Below are 22,333 nucleotides of genomic sequence, written 5' to 3' on the forward strand. Positions count from 1 at the left end.
GCCCCCCCGGGCCCCCCCCGGGGGGGGGGGCCCCCCCCCCCCCCCCGGGCCCCCCCGGGGGGGGGGGGCCCCCCCCCCGGGGCCCCCCCCCCGGCCCCTCGGCCCAGGAAAGCCCTGGTCCTGCCTACAGCCCGTAGCGCTCGCGCGCCTCCTTCACGGCCGTCGCCTGGACCTCGCCGCGCCGCGCCAGCTGCGCGAGCGCCGCGACGACGATCGACTGGGCGTCGACGCCGAAGTGGCGGCGGGCCGCGTCACGGGTGTCCGAGAGGCCGAAGCCGTCGGCGCCCAGCGAGGACCAGTCCTGCTCGACCCACTGCGCGATCTGGTCCGGGACCTGGCGCATGTAGTCGGAGACGGCGAGGACCGGGGAGTCCACGCCCTCAAGGGCCGTGCGGATGTACGGCACCTGCTCCTCGCCGCGCAGCAGCGCCGCGTCGGCCTCGAGGGCGTCGCGCCGCAGCTCGGTCCAGGAGGTCGCGGACCACACGTCGGCGCCCACGCCCCACTCGGCGGAGAGCAGCTTCTGCGCCTCCAGGGCCCAGTGGATGGCCGTACCGGAGGAGAGGAGCTGGATGCGCGGGGCGTTCGCGGGGAGGTCGAGACCGGCCGACTCCGCCGTGTTGAAGCGGTAGAGGCCCTTGACGATGCCCTCGTCGATCCCGGCCGGCTTGGCCGGCTGCGGCATCGGCTCGTTGTAGACGGTGAGGTAGTAGAAGACGTTCTGGTCCTCGCCCTCGGCGGCCTCGCCGTACATCCGGCGCAGACCCTCCTTGACGATCGCCGCGACCTCGTAGGCGAACGCCGGGTCGTACGTGAGCGCCGCCGGGTTCGTCGCCGCGATCACCGGCGAGTGGCCGTCGGCGTGCTGGAGGCCCTCACCGGTCAGGGTCGTACGGCCCGCGGTGGCGCCGACGAGGAAGCCGCGGCCGAGCTGGTCGCCGAGCTGCCACATCTGGTCGGCGGTCCGCTGCCAGCCGAACATCGAGTAGAAGATGTAGAACGGGATCATCGCCTCGCCGTGCGTGGAGTACGCGGTGGAAGCGGCGATGAAGTCGGCCATCGAACCGGCCTCGGTGATCCCCTCGTTGAGGATCTGGCCGTTGACGGCCTCCTTGTAGTACATCAGCTGGTCGCGGTCGACCGGCTCGTACGTCTGGCCCTTCGGCGAGTAGATGCCGAGCGAGGGGAAGAGGCTCTCCATACCGAAGGTACGGGCCTCGTCCGGGACGATCGGGACCCAGCGCTTGCCGGTCTCCTTGTCGCGGATCAGGTCCTTGATGAGCCGCACGAACGCCATCGTCGTCGCCATCGACTGCGAGCCGGAGCCCTTGTCGAAGGCGGCGAAGGCCTTCTCGGCCGGGGCCGGCAGCGGGGCGAGCGGCTGGGTGCGGCGGGCCGGGGCCGGGCCGCCGAGGGCCGCGCGGCGCTCCTGGAGGTAGCGGACCTCGGGGGAGTCGGCGCCGGGGTGACCGTAGGGCACCTGGCCGTCGGCGAACTGCGCGTCCGAGATGGGCAGGTCGAGCAGGTCCCGCATGTTCTTGAACTCGTCGTTCGAGAGCTTCTTCATCTGGTGGTTCGCGTTCTTCGACGCGAAGCCCTCACCGAGGGTGAAGCCCTTGACGGTCTGCGCGAGGATGACCGTCGGCGCGCCCTTGAACTCCACGGCGGCCTTGTACGCGGCGTACACCTTGCGCGGCTCGTGGCCACCGCGCGAGAGGTGGAAGCACTCCAGGATCTTGTCGTCGCTCAGCAGCTGCGCCATCGCGACGAGCGCCGGGTCCTTGCCGAAGAAGTCCTGGCGGATGTAGGCGGCGTCGCGGGTCTGGTACGTCTGCACCTGCGCGTCCGGCACCTCGCGGAGGCGGCGGACGAGGGCGCCGGTGGTGTCGAGCGCGAACAGCTCGTCCCAGGCGTTGCCCCACAGCGACTTCACGACGTTCCAGCCGGCGCCGCGGAACTGGGCCTCCAGCTCCTGCACGATCTTGAAGTTGGCGCGGACCGGGCCGTCGAGGCGCTGAAGGTTGCAGTTGATGACGAAGGTCAGGTTGTCCAGACCCTCGCGGGCGGCCAGGGCGAGGGCCGCGGTCGACTCGGGCTCGTCCATCTCGCCGTCACCGAGGAACGCCCACACGTGCGAGGCGGAGACGTCCTTGATGGCGCGGTTCGTCAGGTAGCGGTTGAAGCGCGCCTGGTAGATCGCGGAGAGCGGGCCGAGACCCATGGAGACGGTGGGGAACTCCCACAGCCAGGGGAGGCGGCGCGGGTGCGGGTAGGAGGGCAGGCCGTTGCCGCCGGACTCCTGCCGGAAGTTGTCGAGGTGGGCCTCGTTCAGGCGCCCGTCCAGGAACGCGCGGGCGTAGATGCCGGGGGCGGCGTGACCCTGGATGTAGAGCTGGTCGCCGGAACCGTCGGCTTCCTTGCCCTTGAAGAAGTGGTTGAAGCCGGTCTCGTACAGCCAGGCGGCCGACGCGAAGGTGGCGATGTGGCCGCCGACGCCGTACTTGGAGCCGCGGGAGACCATCGCGGCCGCGTTCCAGCGGTTCCAGGCGGTGATCCGGCGCTCCATGTCCTCGTCGCCGTCGAACGCGGCGCCCGTCGGCTCGGCGGAGGTCGGGATCGTGTTGACGTAGTCCGTCTCCAGGAGCTTGGGCAGGGCGAGGCCCGCGCCCTCGGCGTGCTGGAGCGTGCGGCGCATCAGGTAGGCGGCCCGGTGAGGGCCGGCGGCCTTGGTGACGGCGTCCAGGGAGGCCGCCCACTCGGCGGTCTCCTCGGTGTCACGGTCCGGGAGCTGGTCGAGCTCGCTCGGAATCTTGCCTACGGGATCGGTCATGATCGCCGCCTTCCGGACAGGTGGGGGTGAAGAAGGGGTGCCTTGTCTGGCAGGACAGGGCGAAGGGCCGGGTAGCGGCCCGCCGAAGACTGTAAGCCGCCGATCGATGATCGATCAAAGGGTTGAAGGAGAAAACCTCTTCAGATCGAGAAAGTCGGCACAGGGTGCCGCGAAACAGGGCACCCGGTGCCTACTTTTGGGCTTGTTTTCGCAGGTGGGAGCCGTTTTCTGAGAAGGTGCCCGCACGAATGAGCGGGCCCGCCGGACGGCGGACCCGCTCACTGTGCGTAAAGACCTGTGCGTAAAGATCTGCGCTCAAAGATCTGGATCAGGCTCTCGGGGCGCAGCCCAGCACATGTGCCTTCACCAGCGCCCCGATGTTCGGATCGCCCCGGCGGAAGGCCTCCACCAGCTCCTGGTGCTCCTCCGCGTACGACTTCTGGACCGTGCCGAGCCAGCGGATCGACAGGGCCGTGAAGACCTCGATGCCCAGCGTCTCCCAGGTGTGCAGGAGTACGCCGTTCCCCGCGGCCTTCACCAGCTCCCGGTGGAACGCCACCGTGTGCCGTACCTGCGCCGTCCCGTCGGAGGTCGCGTCCGCCTCGTACAGCGCCGCCACGTGCGGCTCGAGGGTCGAGCAGTCCGCCGCCAGGCGCCGGGCCGCCAGTTCGGCCGCGATCTGCTCCAGACCCGCGCGTACGGGGTAGCTCTCCTCCAGGTCGGCCGCGGTCAGATTGCGGACCCGGACGCCCTTGTTCGGCGCCGACTCGATCAGGCGCAGCGACTCCAGCTCGCGCAGCGCCTCGCGGACGGGGGTCTGGGAGACCTCGAGCTCGGTCGCGATCCGGCGCTCCACGATCCGCTCGCCCGGCTTCCAGCGGCCGCTGACGATCCCCTCCACGATGTGCTCGCGGATCTGTTCGCGCAGCGAGTGGACGACGGGGACGGTCATGAAGGCTCCTCGGGGAGTGTTGACCCTTAGACAATACGGCGGCGCCCCCGCCCGGAAACACTTCCGGACGGGGGCGCCGCAGGTGAGGCTCGTTACGTTGCCTTTCGGCGTACGTCCTACAGGCCGAGGTCGACCTCGAACTCGCCGGCCTCCAGGATCGCCTTGACCGACGTCAGGTAGCGGGCGGCGTCGGCGCCGTCCACCAGACGGTGGTCGTAGGACAGCGCGACGTACGTCATGTCGCGGATCGCGATCGTCTCACCCAGGTCAGGGTGGTTGATGACGACCGGACGGCGCACGGTGGCGCCGATGCCCAGGATGGCGACCTGGTTCGGGGGCACGATGATCGTGTCGAACAGCGCGCCGCGCGAACCGGTGTTGGAGATGGTGAAGGTCGCGCCGGCCAGGTCGTCCGGCGTGATCTTGCTGGCGCGCACGGCGCCGGCCAGCTCCGCGGTCTTCTTCGAGATGCCGGCGATGTTGAGGTCGCCCGCACCCTTGATGACCGGGGTCATCAGACCCTTCTCGGAGTCCACCGCGATACCGATGTTCTCGGTGTCGAAGTAGGTGATCGTGCCCTCGTCCTCGTTGATCCGGGCGTTGATGACCGGGTGGGCCTTCAGCGCCTGGGCCGCCGCCTTCACGAAGAACGGCATCGGGGACAGCTTGACGCCCTCACGGGCGGCGAAGGCGTCCTTGGCGCGGGTGCGCAGCTTCATCAGCTTGGTGATGTCGACCTCGACGACCGAGGTCAGCTGGGCCTGGCCGTGCAGCGCCTTCATCATGTTGTCGCCGATGACCTTGCGCATGCGGGTCATCTTGACGGTCTGACCGCGCAGCGGCGACGCCTCGAGGGCCGGGGCCTTCGCGGCTGCCGGAGCGGCGGCGGCGGGGGCCGGGGCGGCCTTCTTGGCCTCTGCGGCCGCGAGGACGTCCTGCTTGCGGATACGGCCGCCGACGCCCGAACCCTTGACGGCCGCCAGGTCGACACCGTTCTCGGTGGCGAGCTTGCGGACGAGCGGGGTGACGTAGGCGCCGTCCTCGGCCGGGGCCGGGGTGACCAGGGCCGGGGCGAGCGACGGAGCCTGGGCGGCCGGGGCCGGGGCCGGGGCCGGGGCGGCCGGAGCCGCCGGCGCGGGGGCCGGGGCGGCGGGGGCAGCCGGAGCCGGAGCCGGAGCGGCAGCGGCCGGGGCGGCGGCCGGAGCCGGAGCCGGAGCGGCGGCGGGGGCGGCCGGAGCCGGAGCGGCGGGAGCGGCCGGAGCGGCACCCGCGGCGCCGATGACGGCCAGCTTGGCGCCGACCTCGGCGGTCTCGTCCTCGCCGACGACGATCTCCAGGAGGACACCGGAGACCGGGGCCGGGATCTCGGTGTCGACCTTGTCCGTGGAGACCTCGAGCAGCGGCTCGTCCTCCGTGACCTCCTCGCCGACCGACTTCAGCCAGCGGGTCACGGTGCCCTCGGTGACGGACTCGCCGAGCGCCGGAAGGACGACGTCGGTGCCCTCGGCGGAACCGCCGCCGGCGGCCGCCTCGGCCGTCGGGGCCGGAGCCGGGGCCTCGGCCTCGGTGGACGGGGCGGCCTGCGGCGCGGGGGCCGGGGCCTCCTGCTGCGGGGCGGCCTCGGCGGCCGGAGCGGCCTCGGCGGCCGGGGCGGCGGCCTCGGCGGGGGCGCCGGAGCCGTCGTCGATGATGGCCAGCTCGGCGCCGACCTCGACCGTCTCGTCCTCGGCGACCTTGATGGAGGCCAGGATGCCCGAGGCGGGGGCGGGGATCTCGGTGTCGACCTTGTCGGTCGAGACCTCGAGCAGCGGCTCGTCGGCCTCGACACGCTCGCCCTCGGCCTTGAGCCAGCGGGTGACGGTGCCCTCGGTGACGCTCTCGCCGAGCGCCGGCAGGGTTACGGAAACCGACATGGTTTCAGTTGCTCCTAACGAATTGCGGAAAGTGGTCGTCGCGCCCTGTGATGACGATGAGCGTCAGTCGTGGGAGTGCAGCGGCTTGCCGGCCAGGGCCAGGTGGGCCTCGCCGAGCGCCTCGTTCTGCGTCGGGTGGGCGTGGATGAGCTGCGCGACCTCGGCCGGCAGCGCCTCCCAGTTGTAGATCAGCTGCGCTTCGCCGACCTGCTCGCCCATGCGGTCACCGACCATGTGGACGCCGACCACGGCACCGTCCTTGACCTGGACGAGCTTGATCTCGCCCGCGGTCTTGAGGATCTTGCTCTTGCCGTTGCCCGCGAGGTTGTACTTGAGGGCGACGACCTTGTCCGCGCCGTAGATCTCCTTGGCCTTGGCCTCGGTGATGCCGACGGAGGCGACCTCGGGGTGGCAGTACGTCACCCGGGGCACGCCGTCGTAGTCGATCGGGACGGTCTTGAGACCGGCCAGGCGCTCCGCGACGAGGATGCCCTCGGCGAAGCCGACGTGCGCGAGCTGGAGCGTCGGGACGAGGTCGCCCACGGCCGAGATCGTGGAGACGTTGGTCTGCATGTACTCGTCGACCAGGACGTAGCCGCGGTCCATCGCGACGCCCTGCTCCTCGTAACCGAGACGGGCGGAGACCGGGCCGCGGCCGATGGCGACGAGCAGCACCTCGGCCTCGAAGGTCTTGCCGTCGGCCAGGGTGACCTTGACGCCGTTGTCGGTGTACTCGGCCGACTGGAAGAAGGTGCCGAGGTTGAACTTGATGCCGCGCTTGCGGAACGCGCGCTCAAGAAGCTTCGAGCTGTTCTCGTCCTCGACGGGGACGAGGTGCTTCATGCCCTCGATCACCGTGACGTCGGTGCCGAAGGACTTCCACGCGGAGGCGAACTCCACGCCGATGACACCGCCGCCGAGGATGATCGCGGACTCCGGGACCCGGTCGAGGGTCAGCGCGTGGTCCGAGGTGATGATCCGGTTGCCGTCGATCTCCAGGCCGGGGAGGGACTTCGGCACGGAACCGGTGGCCAGCAGGATGTGGCGGCCCTCGACACGGCGCCCGTCGACGTCGACGGAGGTCGGGGAGGACAGATGGCCGGTGCCCTCGATGTAGGTCACCTTGCGGGAGGCGACGAGACCCTGCAGACCCTTGTACAGGCCCGAGATCACGTCGTCCTTGTACTTGTGCACGGCCTTGATGTCGATGCCCTCGAAGGAGGCCTTGACACCGAACTGCTCCGCCTCACGCGTCTGGTCGGCGACCTCGCCGGCGTGGAGCAGTGCCTTCGTCGGGATGCAGCCGTTGTGCAGGCAGGTGCCGCCGAGCTTGTTCTTCTCGATCAGTGCGACGTCCAGGCCCAGCTGCGCTCCGCGCAGCGCCGCGGCGTAACCGCCGCTACCGCCGCCGAGAATCACTAGGTCGAAAACGGTGCTGGCGTCGTTCGCCACGTCACGTCCTCCATGCATGTGCGCTCGTCGCCGGTCTTCAGTGACCGGGCGGCGGCTGGTGTTCGGCCGCTTATTTCGGCCCTGTGGTGGGGGCCCTGTCCTGCCGAGAACCCATCTTCGCACTTGTTGACGGCTGGCGGGACGCGGGGCCGTGCTCTGAGACGGCCGATCGTCCGTACGGAGGGCGGACCCGGGCGTACGAACCTACGGATTTCGTCGCGAGCGGACAGCGACGGCCCCGGGTCCCGTTCGGACCCGGGGCCGTCGCGGACCCGTCAGAGTTCGCCGGCGGCCGTGCGCTCGGCCAGCTTCACCAGGGTGCGGACCGAGGAGCCGGTGCCGCCCTTCGGGGTGTAGCCGTAGGGAGCGCCCTCGTGGAAGGCCGGGCCCGCGATGTCCAGGTGGGCCCAGGTGATGCCCTCGCCCACGAACTCCTGGAGGAAGAGACCGGCGACCAGGCCGCCGCCCATCCGCTCACCCATGTTGGCGATGTCGGCGGTGGGGGAGTCCATGCCCTTGCGCAGGTCCGCGGGGAGCGGCATCGGCCAGGACGCCTCGCCGACCTCCTCGGCGATCTCGTGGATCGCGGAGCGGTAGTCGTCGTCGTTGGCCATGATGCCGAAGGTGCGGTTGCCGAGGGCCAGGACCATGGCGCCGGTCAGGGTCGCCACGTCGACGATCGCGTCCGGCTGCTCCTCGGAGGCCCGGGTCAGCGCGTCGGCCAGGACGAGACGGCCCTCGGCGTCGGTGTTGAGGACCTCGACGGTCTTGCCGCTGTACATGCGCAGCACGTCGCCCGGGCGGGTGGCGGAGCCGGACGGCATGTTCTCGGCGAGGGCGAGCCAGCCGGTGACGTTGACCTCCAGGCCGAGGCGGGCCGCGGCGACGACGGACGAGAACACGGCGGCGGCGCCGCTCATGTCGCACTTCATCGTCTCGTTGTGGCCGGCCGGCTTCAGGGAGATGCCGCCCGAGTCGTAGGTGATGCCCTTGCCGACGAGGGCGAGGGTCCGCTCCGCCTTCGGGTGGGTGTACGCGATCCGGACCAGGCGCGGCGGGTTCTCGGAGCCGTTGCCGACGCCGAGGATGCCGCCGTAGCCGCCCTTGGCGAGCGCCTTCTCGTCGAGGACCTGGACCTTGAGCCCGTGCTCCTTGCCGGCGGCCTGGGCGGCGGCGGCGAACGCGGCCGGGGTCAGGTCGTTCGGCGGCATGTTGATCAGGTCGCGGGCGCGGTTGATCTCCTCGGCGACGGCCTGGGCGCGCTCGGCGGCGGCCTTGTGGGCCTTGTCGCGCGGCTTGGCGCCGAGCAGGGCGACCTCGCCGAGCGGCTTCTTCGCGTCCTTGCCGTTCTCCTGGTACGCCGTGAAGGCGTACGCGCCGAGCAGGGCGCCCTCCGCGATGGCGGCGGCGTCCTCGGCGGCGGCGATCGGCAGCGCGAACGCGGCCTTCTTCGCGCCGTTCAGGGTGCGGGCGGCGACACCGGCGGCCCGGCGGAGGGTCTCCGCGCCGTAGGACGCGCCGTCCTCGGGGGCGGAGCCCAGGCCGACGGCCAGGACGACGGGGGCCTTGAGGCCGGCGGGGGCGGGCAGCTTGGTCGCCTCACCCTCGGCACCCGAGGCGCCCAGCGTCTCCAGGACGGCGGCGAGCCGGCCGTCGAAGGCCTTGTCGACGGCCTCGGCGCCCGGGGCGACGACGAGCGTCTTGCCGGACTTCGCGACGCCGACGACGAGGGCGTCGGCGCGCAGCGTCGCCGCGCCGGCAGTGCTGAGAGTGAGAGCAGTCACGGTGGTGAAATCTCGCTTCCATTGAGTTCTGTAGCGGTCGAGGGATGGGCCGACCGTGCCCGCCGCATCGTATTTCGGCCCGGAGAGCGCCGAGAACGAGCCTACGCTCGCTCATCCGGTTCGCTCACGGCGGCGGTGATTCACTCATCCGTGGTGTCTCTTTCATGTTTACCGTTCAGGCTCGGAACGCTCCTTCACACTCGCCTCAGTCACGCAAGGACGACGCTCTCGTCTTCGCATCATCTGCAGCATCTCCACAGGTCCTCCGTTCCGTGCTTCGGTGCGGGCGGGCCTGCCGAGGGGGGACACCACCTGATGGACTCCGGCCGAATCCGTACGCCCAGAACCGCGCCTCGCGGCGCCCGCACCGCCAGGATCGCGGCCCTCGCCGCCGCCGCGCTGCTCGCCACCGTCGTCCCGTCCGCGCAGGCCGTCACGGCCCCCGCGCCCCGGATCGACCTCACCGTCCTCGTCGTCGACGACGGCGGCAGCGCGGTCGGGGCGATCACCGCCGAGCTGAAGGGCTCCGGCGTCCCGTACCGCAGGATCGACCTGAACGACCCGAACCGGCCGGTCCTCGACACCGCCTTCCTCAGCGACACGGTCGACGGACGCCCCCGCGCCAAGTACCAGGGCGTCGTCCTGCCGCACGAGACCGCCTTCGGGCCCGACTCCGCCGAGCACACCGCCCTCCGGACGTACGAGCAGAGGTTCGGCATCCCGCAGGTCGACGCCTACACCTGGTCGCACCCCGGCGTCGGTCTCGACTACACGAACGAGGGAGGCTGGTCCGGCGTCCTCGACGGGACCACGGCCGGCGTCACCGCCGCGGGGAAGGCGGGCCCCTTCCGGTACCTCTCCGGAGCGCTGACCTTCGAGGACAACGACCCCACGATCGCCGAGAGTTACGGCTACGCGGGCCGGCCCCGCGCCGGCTACACCAGCTACGTCGACGTGCCCATCGACGGTGCCGGTGGCGGCCGGGCCAGCCTCGTCGGCGAGTACACCGCCGACGGACGCCGCGAACTCGTCGTCACGTTCGCCTACAACCAGTACCAGCGGCATTTCCGCGCCCTCGCCCGCGGCATCGTCGAATGGCTCACCCAGGGCGTCCACCTCGGGCAGAGCCGCAACTACCTCTCCGTCCACGTCGACGACGTCTTCGCGCCCGACGCCCGCTGGGACACGGCCCTCAACTGCACCCCCGGCGACTTCGACTGCGCCGGCGACGAGGGCGAGGGCGTGAACCCGATCCGGATGACGGTCGCCGACGCCCAGTACGCCGCCGCCTGGCAGAAGGCCTCCGGCTTCACCCTCGACATGGTCTACAACGGCGGCCAGGGCGAGCAGTGGAAGACCGAGCACGGCGGCGCCGACCCGCTCACCGACCGGCTCGTCGCGGACCGCGCCCAGTACCGCTGGATCAACCACACCTACACCCACCCCTTCCTCGGCTGCGTCCAGGACAACACCGTCGTGCCCTGGCAGTGCGCCAAGGACACCGCCGGCAACACCCTCTGGGTCGGCCGCTCCGAGCTCTCCGCCCAGATCCGGAACAACCACAACTGGGCCGTCGGCAAGGGCATCTCCGTCGACCGGAGCGAACTCGTCACCGGCGAGCACTCCGGCCTCAGGACGCTTCCCCAGCAGCCCGCCGACAACCCCCACCTGGCCGGCGCCCTCGCCGACAACGGCGTCAAGTGGCTCGCCAGCGACAACTCCCGCGAACCGCAGCAACGTTCCCTCGGCACCGCCACCGGCGCCGCGAAGACCGTGCCACGCCACCCCATGAACGTGTACTACAACGTGGGCACCGCCGCCGAGATGACCGACGAGTACAACTGGGTCTACACCTCCCGCGCCGACGGCGGCAGCGGGATCTGCGAGTCCAACCCGGCCTCCACCTGCCTGCCGGGCCCGCTCCCGACGACCACCGGCTACGCCGACCACATCGTCCCGCAGGAAGCCAGGACCGCCCTCTCGCACGTCCTCGGCAACGACCCGCGCCCGCACTACGTGCACCAGTCCAACCTCGCCGAGGAACGCCTCCTCTACCCCGTCCTCGACCGGGTGCTCGCCGACTACCGCACCCTGTTCGCCCCCAGCGCCCCGGTGGTGAACCCGCGTCAGAAGGACGTCGGCACCGAACTGCTCCGCCGCGCCGCCTGGGACCAGGCCCTCGCCGCCGGAAAGGTCACCGCCTACCGCGTCGGCACGACGGTCACCGTCAAGGCACCCGCCGGTCTCACCGCGCCGATCACCGCCCCCGAGGGCACCCGCAAGCACCTCCTCATCGGCACCACCGCCTTCGGCGCGCCGTACGCGGGCACCCGCTCCGCCTGGACCACGCCCGAACTGCTCCAGACCAGCGTCACACTCACGCTCCCGACCGCCTGACCAGCACGTTCTGGGGGGAACGCACATGCCGAGCAGTGGCCGTCACGTCACCATGCTCACCGAAGGCACCTACCCGCATGTCCACGGCGGCGTCAGCACCTGGTGCGACCAGCTCGTCCGGGGCATGCCCGAGGTCGACTTCGAGATCCTCGCCCTCACCGGCAGCGGCCGCGAACCCGTCACCTGGGAGCTGCCGCCCAACATCACCCGGCACACCGCGTACCCCCTCTGGGGACTCCCGCAGGGACCGGCCGCGCCCGCTCGCGCCCGCCGGCCCCTGCGGGGGCGCGCCCGCCGCCGCTTCCTCGACGCGTACGAACGGACCCTGCTCGCCCTCCTCGACCCGGAGGCGGGCTGCGACTTCGGCACCGGCCTGTACGAGCTGGCCGAACTCGCCCGGCAGGGACGGCTGACCACCGCCCTGCGCTCCGAGGCGGCCCTGCGCTCCCTCATGTGGATCTGGACCATGCCGCACCTGCCGATCCTCGCGGCCCGGCCCACCGTCCACGACGCGCTCACCGCCACCGACCTGCTCGAACACGCCCTGCGTCCGCTCGCCGCCCGGATATCCACCGGCGGCGTCGCCCACGCCGTCTCCAGCGGCCTCGCCACCCTGCCGGCGCTCGCCGCCCAGCACTTCGAAGGGGTGCCCTTCCTGCTCACCGAACACGGCATCTACCTCCGCGAGCGCTACCTCGGCTACCGCACCGAAACGCAACGCTGGCCCGTCAAGGCCCTGATGCTCGGCTTCTACCGCGAGCTCAACACCCTCGGCTACCGCAAGGCCGACCTCATCACCCCCTGCAACCAGTACAACCGGCGCTGGGAGGAGCGCGGCGGCGCCCCCGCCGACCGCATCCGCACCGTCTACAACGGCGTCGACCCGGCCGCCTTCCCCGAGGCCGGGCCCGAACCCGAGACGCCCATCCTCAGCTGGTGCGGCCGCGTCGACCCCATCAAGGACCTCGAAACCCTGATCAGGGCGTACGCGATCTGCCGCGCCGAACTCCCCGCGCTGCGCCTGCGCCTGTTCGGCCCGGTCCCCGCCGGGAACGAGGACTACCTGACCCGCCTGGAGAAGCTCGCCGCCGAACTCGGCGTCACCGACGGCGTCAGCTTCGAGGGCCGGGTCTCCGAGGTGCCGCGCGCCTACGCCGCCGGCAGCGTGGTCATGCTCTCCTCCATCAGCGAGGGCTTCCCCTTCTCCCTCATCGAGGCCATGTCCTGCGGCCGCGCCACCGTCTCCACCGACGTCGGCGGGGTACGGGAGGCCGTCGGCGACACCGGGATCGTCGTCCCGCCCCGCGAACCGGCCGTCATGGCCGCCGCCGTCAGCGCCCTCCTCAGCGACGGGGCCAGACGCGCCGAACTCGGCCGCCGCGCCCGGCAGCGGGTGATCGACCGGTTCACCCTGCACCGCTCGGTGGACGGCTTCCGGCAGATCTACCGCGAACTGGCGGGCGAGCGGACGCACCCCCGCCTCGACCCGAAGGCCTGGACGGTCCGCCTCACGGCCCCCTTCCGCACCACCCCGCCCCTCGTCGCGGAAGGCACCCCGGCATGAGCGGCTCCCTCTGGCTGAAACCCCCGACGACGGGGACCCCGCTCCCGGCGATCCCCCCCCCCCGCCGCGCGGACCACCCGGGACGCACCACGGACCCGCCCGCCACGGACCCGCCCGGCGGTTCCACCCCCGCCACCGCCCACCCCACCGGAGAGGCACTCGCCGCCGACCCCCTCGACGAGCTCGCCGTGCGGCTCGAAGAATTCGCCGCGGTCGCCGTCCACCCGGACGAGATCGCCGCCCTCCTCGAATCCGACGGCATGACCGACGACCACATCCGCCTCACCTACGGCCGCGCCGACTCCTTCGCCCTCGCCGAGGACCTCTACGCGCGCGTGGAGCGGCGCCACCACCCCGCACCGGCGCGGCCGCCCGGCGGTGCCTGGCACACCGGGCTCGCCGGCTGCCTCCTGCGCGGGCTCGTCTTCGCGCTGCCCGGCCTCGCGTACGTCCTCGCCGCCCCGCTCCTCGCCGGGGAGCCGGGCCGCTTCGGGCTCCCCGGCGGAACGGTTCCGCTCCTCGCGGGCGCCGTCACCGGCTGGGTGTGGAACCAGGCCCTGTCCCACCGCGCCTACACCTGGCTCGGTCTCGGCGACCGGCCCGCCGCCGCCCGCGCCCTGCTCACCGGCGCCCCGGCGGGCGCCCTCGCCGGTACGGCCGTCTCCTTCGCGGCCGCCGCGCCCGGCGAGGCCCCGGCGGCCCTGTTCGCCGCCGGACAGTCGCTGTACCTCGCCGCCGCGACCGTGCTCCTGGTCCTCGGCCGCGAACGGGCCCTGCTCTGCGCCCTGCTGCCGCTCGCAGGGGCCCTCCCCGCCTTCCGCTGGGACCTGCCCGACCCGCTGCGCGCCGCGCTCCTCCTCGCCGCGCTCACCGCGAGCGTCGTCTTCGCCGCGCTCGTCCTGCGGCCGGGCCTGCGGCGCGGCGCGGCGGGACGCGGCGGCCCCCCGCGCGCCGGCTCCCTCCCGTACGGCATGTTCGGCCTCGGCAGCGGGCTGCTCGTCCTCCAGGCGGGCATCGGCGACACCCTGGTGAGCGGCGCGGGAGCCGTCATCGCGCTCACCCTCTCCATGGGCCCCGCGGAGTGGCTGCTGCACCGCTTCCGGGGCGAGAGCCTGACCCGGCTGCGGACCCTCACCACCGCCCGCGAGTTCCGCCGGGCCGTCACCGGCACCCTCGTGCTCTGCCTCGGCGGCTACCTCACGGTCCTCGTCGCCCTCACCCTCGCCGCGACCCTGGCCTGGCCCGGGGCGCCCTGGCCGACGCCGCCCCGGCTCGTCACCCTGCTCCTCGTCGGGACGGTGCTCTGGCTGGGGCTGCTGCTCCAGGCCTTCGGCGCGGTGCTCAGCGCCGCCGTCGTCTGTCTGCTCGCGGCGGCGGCGCAGACCCTGGGACCGGCGGCGGGCCCGGTGGCGGCCGGGGGAGCGGCGGCGGTGCTCGCCGTCCTCACCTGTGCTCTGCTGGTACGACCGACCGCCCATCGCGTCTAGGGGACAAGGACCGTGAACCGTCTCCTCCTGGTGCCGTTCTACGAGCACCCGGCCGACCGCCCCGAAGCGTGGTCGGCGCTGGTCGCCGCGGCTCCCTCCCTGTACGGCGTCGTCGTCAACCCGGCGAGCGGCGCGGGCGAGGCCGCCGACCCGGCGTTCGCGGAGGCCACCGGACGGCTGCGGGCGGCGGGGGTACGGCTCCTCGGCTACGTGGACACCGACTACGGGCGCCGCCCGCACCCCGAGGTCGTCACCGAACTGCTCCGCCACCGCGACTGGTACGGCACCGACGGCGCCTTCCTCGACCAGGTGTCGACCGCGCACGGCTGCCTCGCCCACTACCGGCGGATCGCGGTCGCGGCCCGGTCCGCCGGAGCCGCGACCGTCGTGCTCAACCACGGGGCGCACCCCGACCCGGGCTACGAGGAGTTCGCCGACCTCCTCGTCACCTTCGAGGGCCCCTGGGACACGTACCGGACGCTCGACCTGCCGGTCGCCGCCCACTACTGCCACCTCGTCTACGCGGCCCCGCCCGGCGTCCGCCCGGCCACCCCGGTGCACTGCGCGGTCCCGGGCACGGGCGCGCACCCCTGGGGCACCCTTCCGCACCCCCTGGAGCCCGCACGATGAGACGACTGCTGCCCCTGCTCGCGGGGCTGCTCCTGCTCGCCACCGCCTGTACGACGGGCCCCGACCCCGACCCGAAGCCGAGGGAGGAGCGGTGGCGGCCGAAGCCGGGTCTCGCCTGGCAGTGGCAGCTCAGCGGCCGCCTCGACCCGACGGTCGACGTCCCGGTGTACGACATCGACGGCTTCGACCATCCCGCGTCGACGGTCGAGGACCTCCACCGCCGCGGCCGCAAGGTCATCTGCTACCTCTCCACCGGCGCCTGGGAGGACTTCCGCCCCGACGCCGACCGCTTCCCGAAGTCCGTCCTCGGCGAGGGCAACGGCTGGGAGGGCGAACGCTGGCTCGACATCCGCCGCACCGACGTCCTCGAACCCCTCATGGCCGAACGCCTCGACATGTGCCGCACCAAGGGCTTCGACGCCGTCGAACCCGACAACATGGACGGTTACAAGAACGACACCGGCTTCCCCCTCACCGCCACCGACCAGCTCCGCTACAACCGCCTCATCGCCCGCCTGGCCCACGACCGGGGCCTCGCGGTGGGCCTCAAGAACGACCTGGACCAGATCCCGCAGCTGCTCCCCGACTTCGACTTCGCGGTCAACGAACAGTGCGCCCAGTACACCGAGTGCGACCGCCTCGCCCCCTTCGTGGCGGCGGGCAAGGCGGTCTTCCACGTCGAGTACGAGCTGAAGACGACCGAGTTCTGTCCGCAGGCGAGGGAACTGAACCTCAGCTCCATGCTCAAGCGGTACGAGCTGGGGGTGTGGCGCCAGGCCTGCTGACGGCGTAGCAGGTCGCCCGGCCCTCGCCCCGCGCCGTCCAGTCGTGATCGGACGACCAGGTGTACCAGAGGGCCTCGGAGCGGGAGCCGTCCCGGGTGCCGGCACAGGCCCGCCCGGCCCGTTCCTCGGCGTCCCCGACCCCGGGGTAGGGGCCGGTCAGCGGGTGCTGGGCGAGGACCTTCCCGTCGTGGGGGCCGGTGCAGGGCACCCGTGCCACCAGTCGGCTGTACCGCATGCCGGTGTGGAAGTCCATGCACTCCCCGGGGCGTGCCTCGGAGGTGGGGGTGATGGCCGATGCGGCGTCCAGGACGCGGCCGTCCGGTGCGGCGACGGCTCCGGCCTCCGGTGCGCCGAAGCGGTCGAGCACGAGATCGGCGTGGAGCGCGGTCACCCCGGCGAGCGCGCCCTCCGTCTTCCTGTCGAGCAGGGCCGTCAGATCGGCCCGGGCCCGGGTGATCCGGCCGTCGCGGTCCACCTCGACGGTCAGGGGGACGGGGGTGCTCGGCAGGTGGTCGTACAGGGGTGCGGGCACGAACTCGCTTCGCAGGTCGTACGGGAAGAGTTCCAGGGCCTCGGTGAGCGGGAAGTCCGCCCGGTAGGAGCGGCCGCCTCCGCCGAGGGCCCGCTGTGCGGCCGGCCGCACTCCGCCGAGGACCTCCAGGAGCGTCCCGCCGATCGCGCCCTCCGTGCCCCGGAGGTGGCTGATCGAGTCGATCCCCCACAGCGGCTTGATGTCGCCTTCGTACCGGAGCCAGTATCCGGCGGAGCCGGCCCGGTAGTGGATGGCCTTGGTGTCGACGGTGTAGCGGCCGACGGTGTCACCCGTGCCGGGCCCCTGGGGGGTGCCGAGGATCGTCTCCCGGGCGGCCCGGGGGAAGTCCGGGGTCAGGTGCCAGCGGCTCGTCGCCGAGCCGCGCGAGCCCGCGAAGTCCAAGTGTCCGGTGAGGGTCTGGACGGCCCTGTCCTTGCCGGACGTGAAGGTGACGGTCTGTCGCAGTCCGGCGCCGCCCGCCTGCTGCGTGTGCCGGAGGGCGAGGTTCACCTGCCGGGCGAGCGGCTCGGAGAAGACGGGGTGGGGGGTGGGCCGGGCGGTGCCGGGGCCGCTGTCGCAGGCGCTGAGCAGCAGGACCGCTCCGGCGAGGGAGGCGGCGACACGGGTGAGGGGTCTGATCACGCCTGGATGACCGGGCAGCGGCCCCGATGGTTGCCCGGTGTCCGGTCACGGATGGGTCACCCGAGCGCCAGCGTCACGAGCGCCGCCGTCGTCGCCGTCTCCTCCACCGCGCCGAAGACGTCGCCCGTGACGCCGCCGAACCGCCGTACGCACCGGCGGAGCAGCAGTGCCGCGGCGGCCAGGGCCGCGCCGGCCGCCAGGACGTTGTGGACCGCGTCGTACGGGGAGAACAGGAGGCCCGTCGCCGCGCACGCCACCAGGACGAGCGCCGTCGTGAGCGTCGCGGAGCGGGCCGGGACCGTGGCGGCGACGATCGCGCCGAGGCCCTCGGGGCGGGCCGCCGGAATGCCGTGGCGGGAGGCGTGGGTGAGGGCGAGGCGGGCGACGGTGGCGGCGAGCCCGGCGCCGGCCACGCCGTGCGCCCAGCTCTGCCCGTACAGCTCGAAGAGGGCGGCGACCTGGGCGAACAGGACGAGGAGCAGCGCGATGACCCCGAACGGCCCCACGTCCGACTGCTTCATGATGCGCAGCGCGTCCTCGGCGGGCTTGGCGCTGCCGAGGCCGTCGGCGGTGTCCGCGAGGCCGTCGAGGTGGAGGCCCCGGGTGAGGACGGCGGGGACGGCGGTGGTGACGACGGCGGCGAGCAGCGGGCCCGAGCCGAGCAGCAGGAACGTTGTGCCGAGCGCCGCCGCGCAGAGGCCGACGACCAGACCGGCAAGGGGGGCGCAGAGCATGCCGCCGCGTGCCGCGTCCCGGTCCCAGCGGGTGATGCGGGTGGGGAACACGGTGAGGGTGCCGAAGGCGAAACGCAGGCCGTCCATCCGGGCAGGGTAATCGCCGCCTCCGGACGGTAGATTGCCCGTACGCCGCATACCGCGCATATCGGAACGGGGTGGCATGGGTCACTGGTTCTCCCGCAACATCGTCGAGCCGGGGAAACTCCCGATGCTGCTCGCGCTGACCTCGTTCGTCGTGACGTTCCTGGTCACGCGGACGGTCACCCGGCTCATCCGGGCGGGGAAGGGCCCCTTCGGGAACGTGTCCTCCGGCGGGCTCCACATCCATCACGTCGTGCCGGGCGTCGTCCTCACCGTCATCGGCGGATTCGGCGCGGTGGGCAGCGACCGGCACGGCGTCGGCGGCATCGTCTTCGCGGTGATCTTCGGGATCGGCGCGGGGCTCGTCCTCGACGAGTTCGCGCTGATCCTCCATCTCGACGACGTGTACTGGTCCGACGAGGGCCGCAAGAGCGTCGAGGTGGTCGTCCTCACCGCGGCCCTGGTCGGGCTCGCCCTGAGCGGGTTCTCCCCGCTCGGTGTCGACGACGTGACCGCCGACGAGCGCCAGGACCGGCTCACCTTCCTCCTCACCCTGGCGCTGAACTTCCTCCTCATCCTGGTCACCCTGGTGAAGGGCAAGTTCCGGATGGCCGTCCTCGGGGTGTTCGTCCCCTTCGTGGCGATCGTCGGCGCCGTCCGCCTCGCCCGCCCCGGCTCGTGGTGGTCCCGGCGGCTCTACGGGCGCCGCCACCGCGCCCGGGCACGCTCCCGGATCCGTACGTACCGCCACGACAAGCGCTGGACCAAGGTCCGGCGCCGCGCTCAGGACCTGATCGGCGGCTTCCAGGAGCGGGTCCCGGGGCGGGGTTCCACCCCCTCCTGACCGCGCTCGCGCCAGGCCTGGACCCCGATCAGGACGAGGACGCCGGCGATGGCCGCCAGATGCTCCTTGCCCGCCAGGTTCGGCTTGACGACCACCTCCACGACCATCGCGACGATCACCGCCCCGCCGGTCCAGAAGGCCCTGTACCGCCAGCAGACACAGACCGCGAGGCCGACCACCGCCGCCGAGGGCCCGGTGTCGACGACCCGCGCGTCGGACGCGGGCAGCCCGAGCGGGCTGTCCGGGCCGATCGCGATGCCCACGCGCGCGTACAGCGTCCCCGCGAGGGTCGCCAGATAGGCGATGCCGAGCGTCCGCCCCCGCCCGAGACAGATCTCGGCGATCCCGAACACCAGCAGGACCTGCGCCAGCGCGCCCCACACGGGCAGGTCGAGCGCCGGTACGAAGAGGGAGAGCGGGGTCCTGAGCAGCGCGAGCCACAGCGGGTCCTCGGCCCGCACCGAGCCGATGTCCTGCACCGGCTGATAGCCCCAGTCCTGGTTCTGGACCAGCTGGAAGAGGGCGGTGAGGCAGACGGCGGCGATCGTCATCGGGACCGCCCGCCACCTCCTCGTGACGAGCGCCGTCCGTACGGTGGTGAACAGCGGGCCCCACTCCCGGCGCGCGAACTCCCGGCCCGAGGCGCTCAACGCCCGCTCTCCAGATGTCTGCGGTGCAGCCACTTCGGCAGCCCCGGGGCCTCCAGGAAGCCTTCGGCCCGGCCGGCCGCCAGGCCGATGCGCAGCAGGTCGGCACTCTTCTCGAAGAGCATGAATCGGGGCTCCCAGATCGGTCGGTACTTGGCGTTGGCGCGGTACAGCGACTCGATCTGCCACCAGCGGGAGAAGAAGCTGAGCAGCGAACGCCACATCCGCAGCACGGGCCCCGCGCCGAGCTTCGAGCCACGTTCGAAGACGGAGCGGAACATCGCGAAGTTGAGTGAGACCTGAGTGATCCCGATCTCCTCCGCGCGCTGGAGGAGTTCGATGACCATGAACTCCATCAGGCCGTTCTCGGACTCCCGGTCACGGCGCATCAGGTCGAGCGAGAGCCCCTTCGGGCCCCAGGGTACGAAGGACAGCACCGCCCGCAGCTCGCCCTGCCCGTCGGTGCACTCCAGCATCACGCAGCGCCCGTCCCGGGGGTCGCCGAGCCGCCCGAGCGCCATCGAGAAACCGCGCTCGGTGGCCCCGTCCCGCCAGTCGTCGGCCTTGCGCAGCAACACGTCCATCTCCTCGGCGGGGATGTCCTCGTGGCGCCGGATCCGCACCTCGTACCCGGCCCGCTTGACCCGGTTGAACGCCTGCCGGACCGTCCGCATGGCCCGCCCGTCCAGGGTGAACTCGTCGGTCTCGACGATCGCCTCGTCGCCCAGCTCCAGGGCGTCGAGGCCGTGCCGGGCGTAGATCGTGCCGGCCTCCTCGCTCGCGCCCATCACCGCCGGGATCCAGCCGTGCTCACGCGCCTCGGCCAGCCAGGGCTCGATGGCGCCCGGCCAGGCCTCGGGGTCGCCGATCGGGTCGCCCGAGGCGAGCGAGACCCCGCCGACCACCCGGTAGGTGACGGCGGCCTTCTCGCTCGGTGACCACACGACGCTCTTCTCGCGGCGCAGCGCGAAGTAGCCGAGCGAGTCGCGGTTCCCGTGCTTGTCGAGCAGGGCCCGCAGCCGCTCCTCGTCCCCCTCGGTCAGCGGATCGACGGCCCGCCGGGAGCGGAAGGCGGCGAAGAGCACCGCGAACAGCAGCAGCGTGGACAGGACGTTGATGGTGACGTCGACCCAGCCGGGGGTGGAGATCCCGGGGAGCCGCGAGTCGTCGGCGGCCAGGGTCACGAGCCGCATCACGCCGTACCGCCAGCGCTCCAGGAAGGTGGAGTGGGCGGTGGAGGTGTTGGTGGCGGTGACCAGGACGGCCGCGAGCAGCGAGGTGACGAGCAGTCCGCCGACCGCCACGGCCGCCGCGAGCAGCGGGTTGGAGCGGTCGCCCTTCGCGTAGAACTCCTTGCGGCCGAGCAGCAGCGCCAGGACGAACGCGGCGGTCAGGACCAGCGAGATCCAGTTCTGGGCGTGCTGCCGGATCTCCGGGAAGAACATCACGAGCGCGAACAGCAGCAGGAACAGACCGCCGAGCACCAGGTTGAGGATCCACGCGGCCCGCTTGCGGCGCCGCATGGTGATCGCCAGGAAGAGGGTGAAGACCCCCGAGGCGAAGCCCGCCGTGAGCATGTACGGGGTGAAGTAGTTGTCCTCGTTGTGGCGCCGCAGGTCCTGTCCGAACGAGACCCAGACGGCACTCAGGAAGTTGATGAACGTGACGACCCGCAGGTACCAGACGGCGAACGCGGCGCCGCGGCGCGAACGGGGGGTGGAGCTCCGGGGTGTTGCTCCGGGCGTTGCTCCGGGCGTTGCCCCGGGTGTTGCTTCGGCAGACAAGCGGACTTCTCCCATGAAAAGCGATCATATGGGGCACCACTTGTCGTGCGGAGACGCCGGAGGCGGCCACGCGCGCGTGGCGTGCGCACGTGCCGTGCGCCGCGCGCGTGACCGCCCCGGAGTCGATACGTCTCCGTCCCGCTCCCTCTCAGGCCTCCGAAGCGCCCGCGCCGTCCGGAGTGGTCGGATCCGGACGCTCGGGCAGCTCCGCGGCGAACGCCGCCGCGGCCCTGACGAGGGGAAGTGCGAGCAATGCCCCGGTTCCCTCACCCACATGGACGCCGTGGTCGAGGAGAGGGTTGAGCGCCATCCGGTCCAGCGCCTTCGCCTGCGCCGGCTCCCCGCTCACCTGACCCGCCAGCCACCAGTCCGGCGCCCGGAACGCCGCCCGCTGCGCCACGAGCGCGCAGGCCGCCCCCACCACACCGTCCAGGATCACCGGCATCCGCCGCACCGAGGCCTGGAGCAGGAATCCCGTCATCGCCGCCAGATCCGCCCCGCCCACGGCCGCGAGCAGCTCCAGCTGATCGCCCAGTACCGGCCGGGCCCGCCGCAGCGCGTCCCGGATCGCCGCGCACTTCCGCATCCACGCCAGGTCGTCGATCCCGGCGCCGCCCCGGCCCGTCACCACCGACGCGTCCGTCCCGCAGAGGGCCGCGATCAGGGTCGCCGCGGGCGTCGTCCCGCCGACGCTCAGATCCCCGAGCACCACCAGATCGGTGCCGGAATCGGCCTCCTCGTCGGCGATGGCGATACCGAGGCGGACCGCCGCCTCCGTCTCCTCGACCGTCAGCGCGTTCTCGACGTCGATCCGGCCGCTGCCGCGCCGCACCCGATGGCGTACCACCTCGGCGGGCAGCAGCTCGGGCTCGCAGTCGAGACCGGCGTCCACGACCCGTACCGGCACGTCCGTCGACCGGGCGAGCACGGCGATCGGGCTCGCCCCGTCCAGGACCGCCCGCACCAGCTCGTGCGCGGTGCCCGCCGGGCGCCCCGACACATCGAGCGAGGCGATCCCGTGGTCGCCCGCGAAGAGCACCACCTTCGGCTGCTCGATCGCCCGCACCTTGACCGAGGCCTGCGCCGCCGACAGCCACTCACCGAGCTCGTCGAGCCGGCCGAGGGCCCCCGGCGGCACGCTCAGCCGCTCACGGCGCTCCTCGGCGTCACGCCGGATCCCGCCGTCGGGGCGCTCGATCAGATCGGAGAAGTCGTCCAGATTCACGGGTTCCGCCTTGAGACAAATCAGCGAGTGCCTTCAGTGATCGCACC

General features: G+C 72.4%; 16 protein-coding genes. 6 read left to right on the forward strand and 10 right to left on the reverse strand.

Translation table 11 applies throughout. The annotated features are described in order from the left end of the window. Positions 1–124 precede the first annotated feature (124 nt). From aceE to ACIRB7_RS26920, 5 genes are all read right to left on the reverse strand, one after another. The gene (aceE, locus tag ACIRB7_RS26900; protein WP_403603359.1) at positions 125–2,830 is read right to left on the reverse strand and encodes a pyruvate dehydrogenase (acetyl-transferring), homodimeric type; all 2,706 of its coding nucleotides are present in this window, start codon (positions 2,828–2,830) and stop codon (positions 125–127) included. Positions 2,831–3,158: 328 nt separating this feature from the next. Continuing rightward, positions 3,159–3,782, reverse strand: coding sequence for a GntR family transcriptional regulator (locus tag ACIRB7_RS26905; protein WP_351220338.1), 624 nt, complete (start codon positions 3,780–3,782; stop codon positions 3,159–3,161). Positions 3,783–3,898: 116 nt separating this feature from the next. Continuing rightward, complete coding sequence (sucB, locus tag ACIRB7_RS26910; RefSeq protein WP_403603361.1) at positions 3,899–5,695, reverse strand: 2-oxoglutarate dehydrogenase, E2 component, dihydrolipoamide succinyltransferase; 1,797 nt, start codon at positions 5,693–5,695, stop codon at positions 3,899–3,901. Positions 5,696–5,758: 63 nt separating this feature from the next. Further along, a complete protein-coding gene (gene lpdA, locus ACIRB7_RS26915) occupies positions 5,759–7,147 on the reverse strand; it encodes a dihydrolipoyl dehydrogenase (RefSeq protein WP_351220771.1) in 1,389 nt (462 codons plus the stop codon). Positions 7,148–7,422: 275 nt separating this feature from the next. Beyond that, the gene (locus ACIRB7_RS26920) at positions 7,423–8,931 is read right to left on the reverse strand and encodes a leucyl aminopeptidase (protein ID WP_403603363.1); all 1,509 of its coding nucleotides are present in this window, start codon (positions 8,929–8,931) and stop codon (positions 7,423–7,425) included. A gap of 315 nt (positions 8,932–9,246) precedes the next feature. Here ACIRB7_RS26920 and ACIRB7_RS26925 point away from each other — a divergent pair, with 315 nt between their 5' ends. Genes ACIRB7_RS26925 through ACIRB7_RS26945 form a run of 5 tightly spaced genes read left to right on the forward strand, consistent with a single transcriptional unit; the run spans position 9,247 to position 15,794 of the window. Next, a complete protein-coding gene (locus ACIRB7_RS26925) occupies positions 9,247–11,328 on the forward strand; it encodes a hypothetical protein (protein ID WP_403603365.1) in 2,082 nt (693 codons plus the stop codon). Between the two features lie 25 nt (positions 11,329–11,353). Beyond that, a complete protein-coding gene (gene pelF / locus ACIRB7_RS26930; RefSeq protein ID WP_403603367.1) occupies positions 11,354–12,892 on the forward strand; it encodes a GT4 family glycosyltransferase PelF in 1,539 nt (512 codons plus the stop codon). Next, positions 12,889–14,379, forward strand: coding sequence for a hypothetical protein (locus ACIRB7_RS26935; RefSeq protein ID WP_403603369.1), 1,491 nt, complete (start codon positions 12,889–12,891; stop codon positions 14,377–14,379). Before pelF ends, ACIRB7_RS26935 begins: the two co-directional genes overlap by 4 nt. A 12-nt stretch (positions 14,380–14,391) precedes the next feature. Continuing rightward, positions 14,392–15,009 (forward strand): spherulation-specific family 4 protein, encoded by a 618-nt coding sequence (locus ACIRB7_RS26940; protein WP_403603371.1) that lies wholly within the window; start codon positions 14,392–14,394, stop codon positions 15,007–15,009. Further along, positions 15,006–15,794, forward strand: coding sequence for an endo alpha-1,4 polygalactosaminidase (locus ACIRB7_RS26945; protein WP_403603373.1), 789 nt, complete (start codon positions 15,006–15,008; stop codon positions 15,792–15,794). Before ACIRB7_RS26940 ends, ACIRB7_RS26945 begins: the two co-directional genes overlap by 4 nt. On the opposite strand, the gene ACIRB7_RS26950 is transcribed toward ACIRB7_RS26945, so the two are convergent. Together ACIRB7_RS26950 and ACIRB7_RS26955 are read right to left on the reverse strand one after the other, a co-directional pair. Continuing rightward, positions 15,754–16,968 (reverse strand): hypothetical protein, encoded by a 1,215-nt coding sequence (locus tag ACIRB7_RS26950; protein WP_403603375.1) that lies wholly within the window; start codon positions 16,966–16,968, stop codon positions 15,754–15,756. The genes ACIRB7_RS26945 and ACIRB7_RS26950 overlap by 41 nt on opposite strands. Positions 16,969–17,024: 56 nt before the next feature. Then, positions 17,025–17,789: an adenosylcobinamide-GDP ribazoletransferase gene (locus tag ACIRB7_RS26955; RefSeq protein WP_403603377.1), complete on the reverse strand. Its 765-nt coding sequence runs from the start codon at positions 17,787–17,789 to the stop codon at positions 17,025–17,027. Positions 17,790–17,865: 76 nt separating this feature from the next. Between ACIRB7_RS26955 and ACIRB7_RS26960 the strand changes: the two genes are divergently transcribed. Beyond that, a complete protein-coding gene (locus ACIRB7_RS26960) occupies positions 17,866–18,630 on the forward strand; it encodes a hypothetical protein (protein WP_403603379.1) in 765 nt (254 codons plus the stop codon). Here the strand turns inward: ACIRB7_RS26960 and ACIRB7_RS26965 are convergent. The 3 genes from ACIRB7_RS26965 to cobT all read right to left on the reverse strand — a co-directional run bounded on the left by ACIRB7_RS26965 (position 18,570) and on the right by cobT (position 22,286). Then, complete coding sequence (locus ACIRB7_RS26965; RefSeq protein ID WP_403603381.1) at positions 18,570–19,280, reverse strand: hypothetical protein; 711 nt, start codon at positions 19,278–19,280, stop codon at positions 18,570–18,572. The two genes, ACIRB7_RS26960 and ACIRB7_RS26965, sit on opposite strands and share 61 nt — an antisense overlap. Beyond that, entirely contained in the window at positions 19,277–21,076 is a 1,800-nt protein-coding gene (locus ACIRB7_RS26970; protein WP_403603383.1) for a phosphatidylglycerol lysyltransferase domain-containing protein, read from the reverse strand. Before ACIRB7_RS26970 ends, ACIRB7_RS26965 begins: the two co-directional genes overlap by 4 nt. A 133-nt stretch (positions 21,077–21,209) precedes the next feature. Further along, positions 21,210–22,286, reverse strand: a complete 1,077-nt coding sequence (gene cobT, locus ACIRB7_RS26975; RefSeq protein ID WP_403603385.1) for a nicotinate-nucleotide--dimethylbenzimidazole phosphoribosyltransferase — start codon at positions 22,284–22,286, stop codon at positions 21,210–21,212. Positions 22,287–22,333: the final 47 nt, after the last annotated feature.

It is taken from the genome of Streptomyces sp. NPDC093795, assembly GCF_044764665.1.
Classification (GTDB): domain Bacteria; phylum Actinomycetota; class Actinomycetes; order Streptomycetales; family Streptomycetaceae; genus Streptomyces.

Excerpts from the sequence above, each read along its gene's own strand:
- ACIRB7_RS26905 (WP_351220338.1), bottom strand. The coding sequence starts at position 3,782 with ATGACCGTCCCCGTCGTCCACTCGCTGCGCGAACAGATCCGCGAGCAC.
- ACIRB7_RS26945 (WP_403603373.1), top strand. The coding sequence starts at position 15,006 with ATGAGACGACTGCTGCCCCTGCTCGCGGGGCTGCTCCTGCTCGCCACC.
- sucB (WP_403603361.1), bottom strand. The coding sequence starts at position 5,695 with ATGTCGGTTTCCGTAACCCTGCCGGCGCTCGGCGAGAGCGTCACCGAG.
- ACIRB7_RS26960 (WP_403603379.1), top strand. The coding sequence starts at position 17,866 with ATGGGTCACTGGTTCTCCCGCAACATCGTCGAGCCGGGGAAACTCCCG.
- ACIRB7_RS26935 (WP_403603369.1), top strand. The coding sequence starts at position 12,889 with ATGAGCGGCTCCCTCTGGCTGAAACCCCCGACGACGGGGACCCCGCTC.
- pelF (WP_403603367.1), top strand. The coding sequence starts at position 11,354 with ATGCCGAGCAGTGGCCGTCACGTCACCATGCTCACCGAAGGCACCTAC.
- ACIRB7_RS26925 (WP_403603365.1), top strand. The coding sequence starts at position 9,247 with ATGGACTCCGGCCGAATCCGTACGCCCAGAACCGCGCCTCGCGGCGCC.
- aceE (WP_403603359.1), bottom strand. The coding sequence starts at position 2,830 with ATGACCGATCCCGTAGGCAAGATTCCGAGCGAGCTCGACCAGCTCCCG.
- ACIRB7_RS26955 (WP_403603377.1), bottom strand. The coding sequence starts at position 17,789 with ATGGACGGCCTGCGTTTCGCCTTCGGCACCCTCACCGTGTTCCCCACC.
- ACIRB7_RS26970 (WP_403603383.1), bottom strand. The coding sequence starts at position 21,076 with ATGGGAGAAGTCCGCTTGTCTGCCGAAGCAACACCCGGGGCAACGCCC.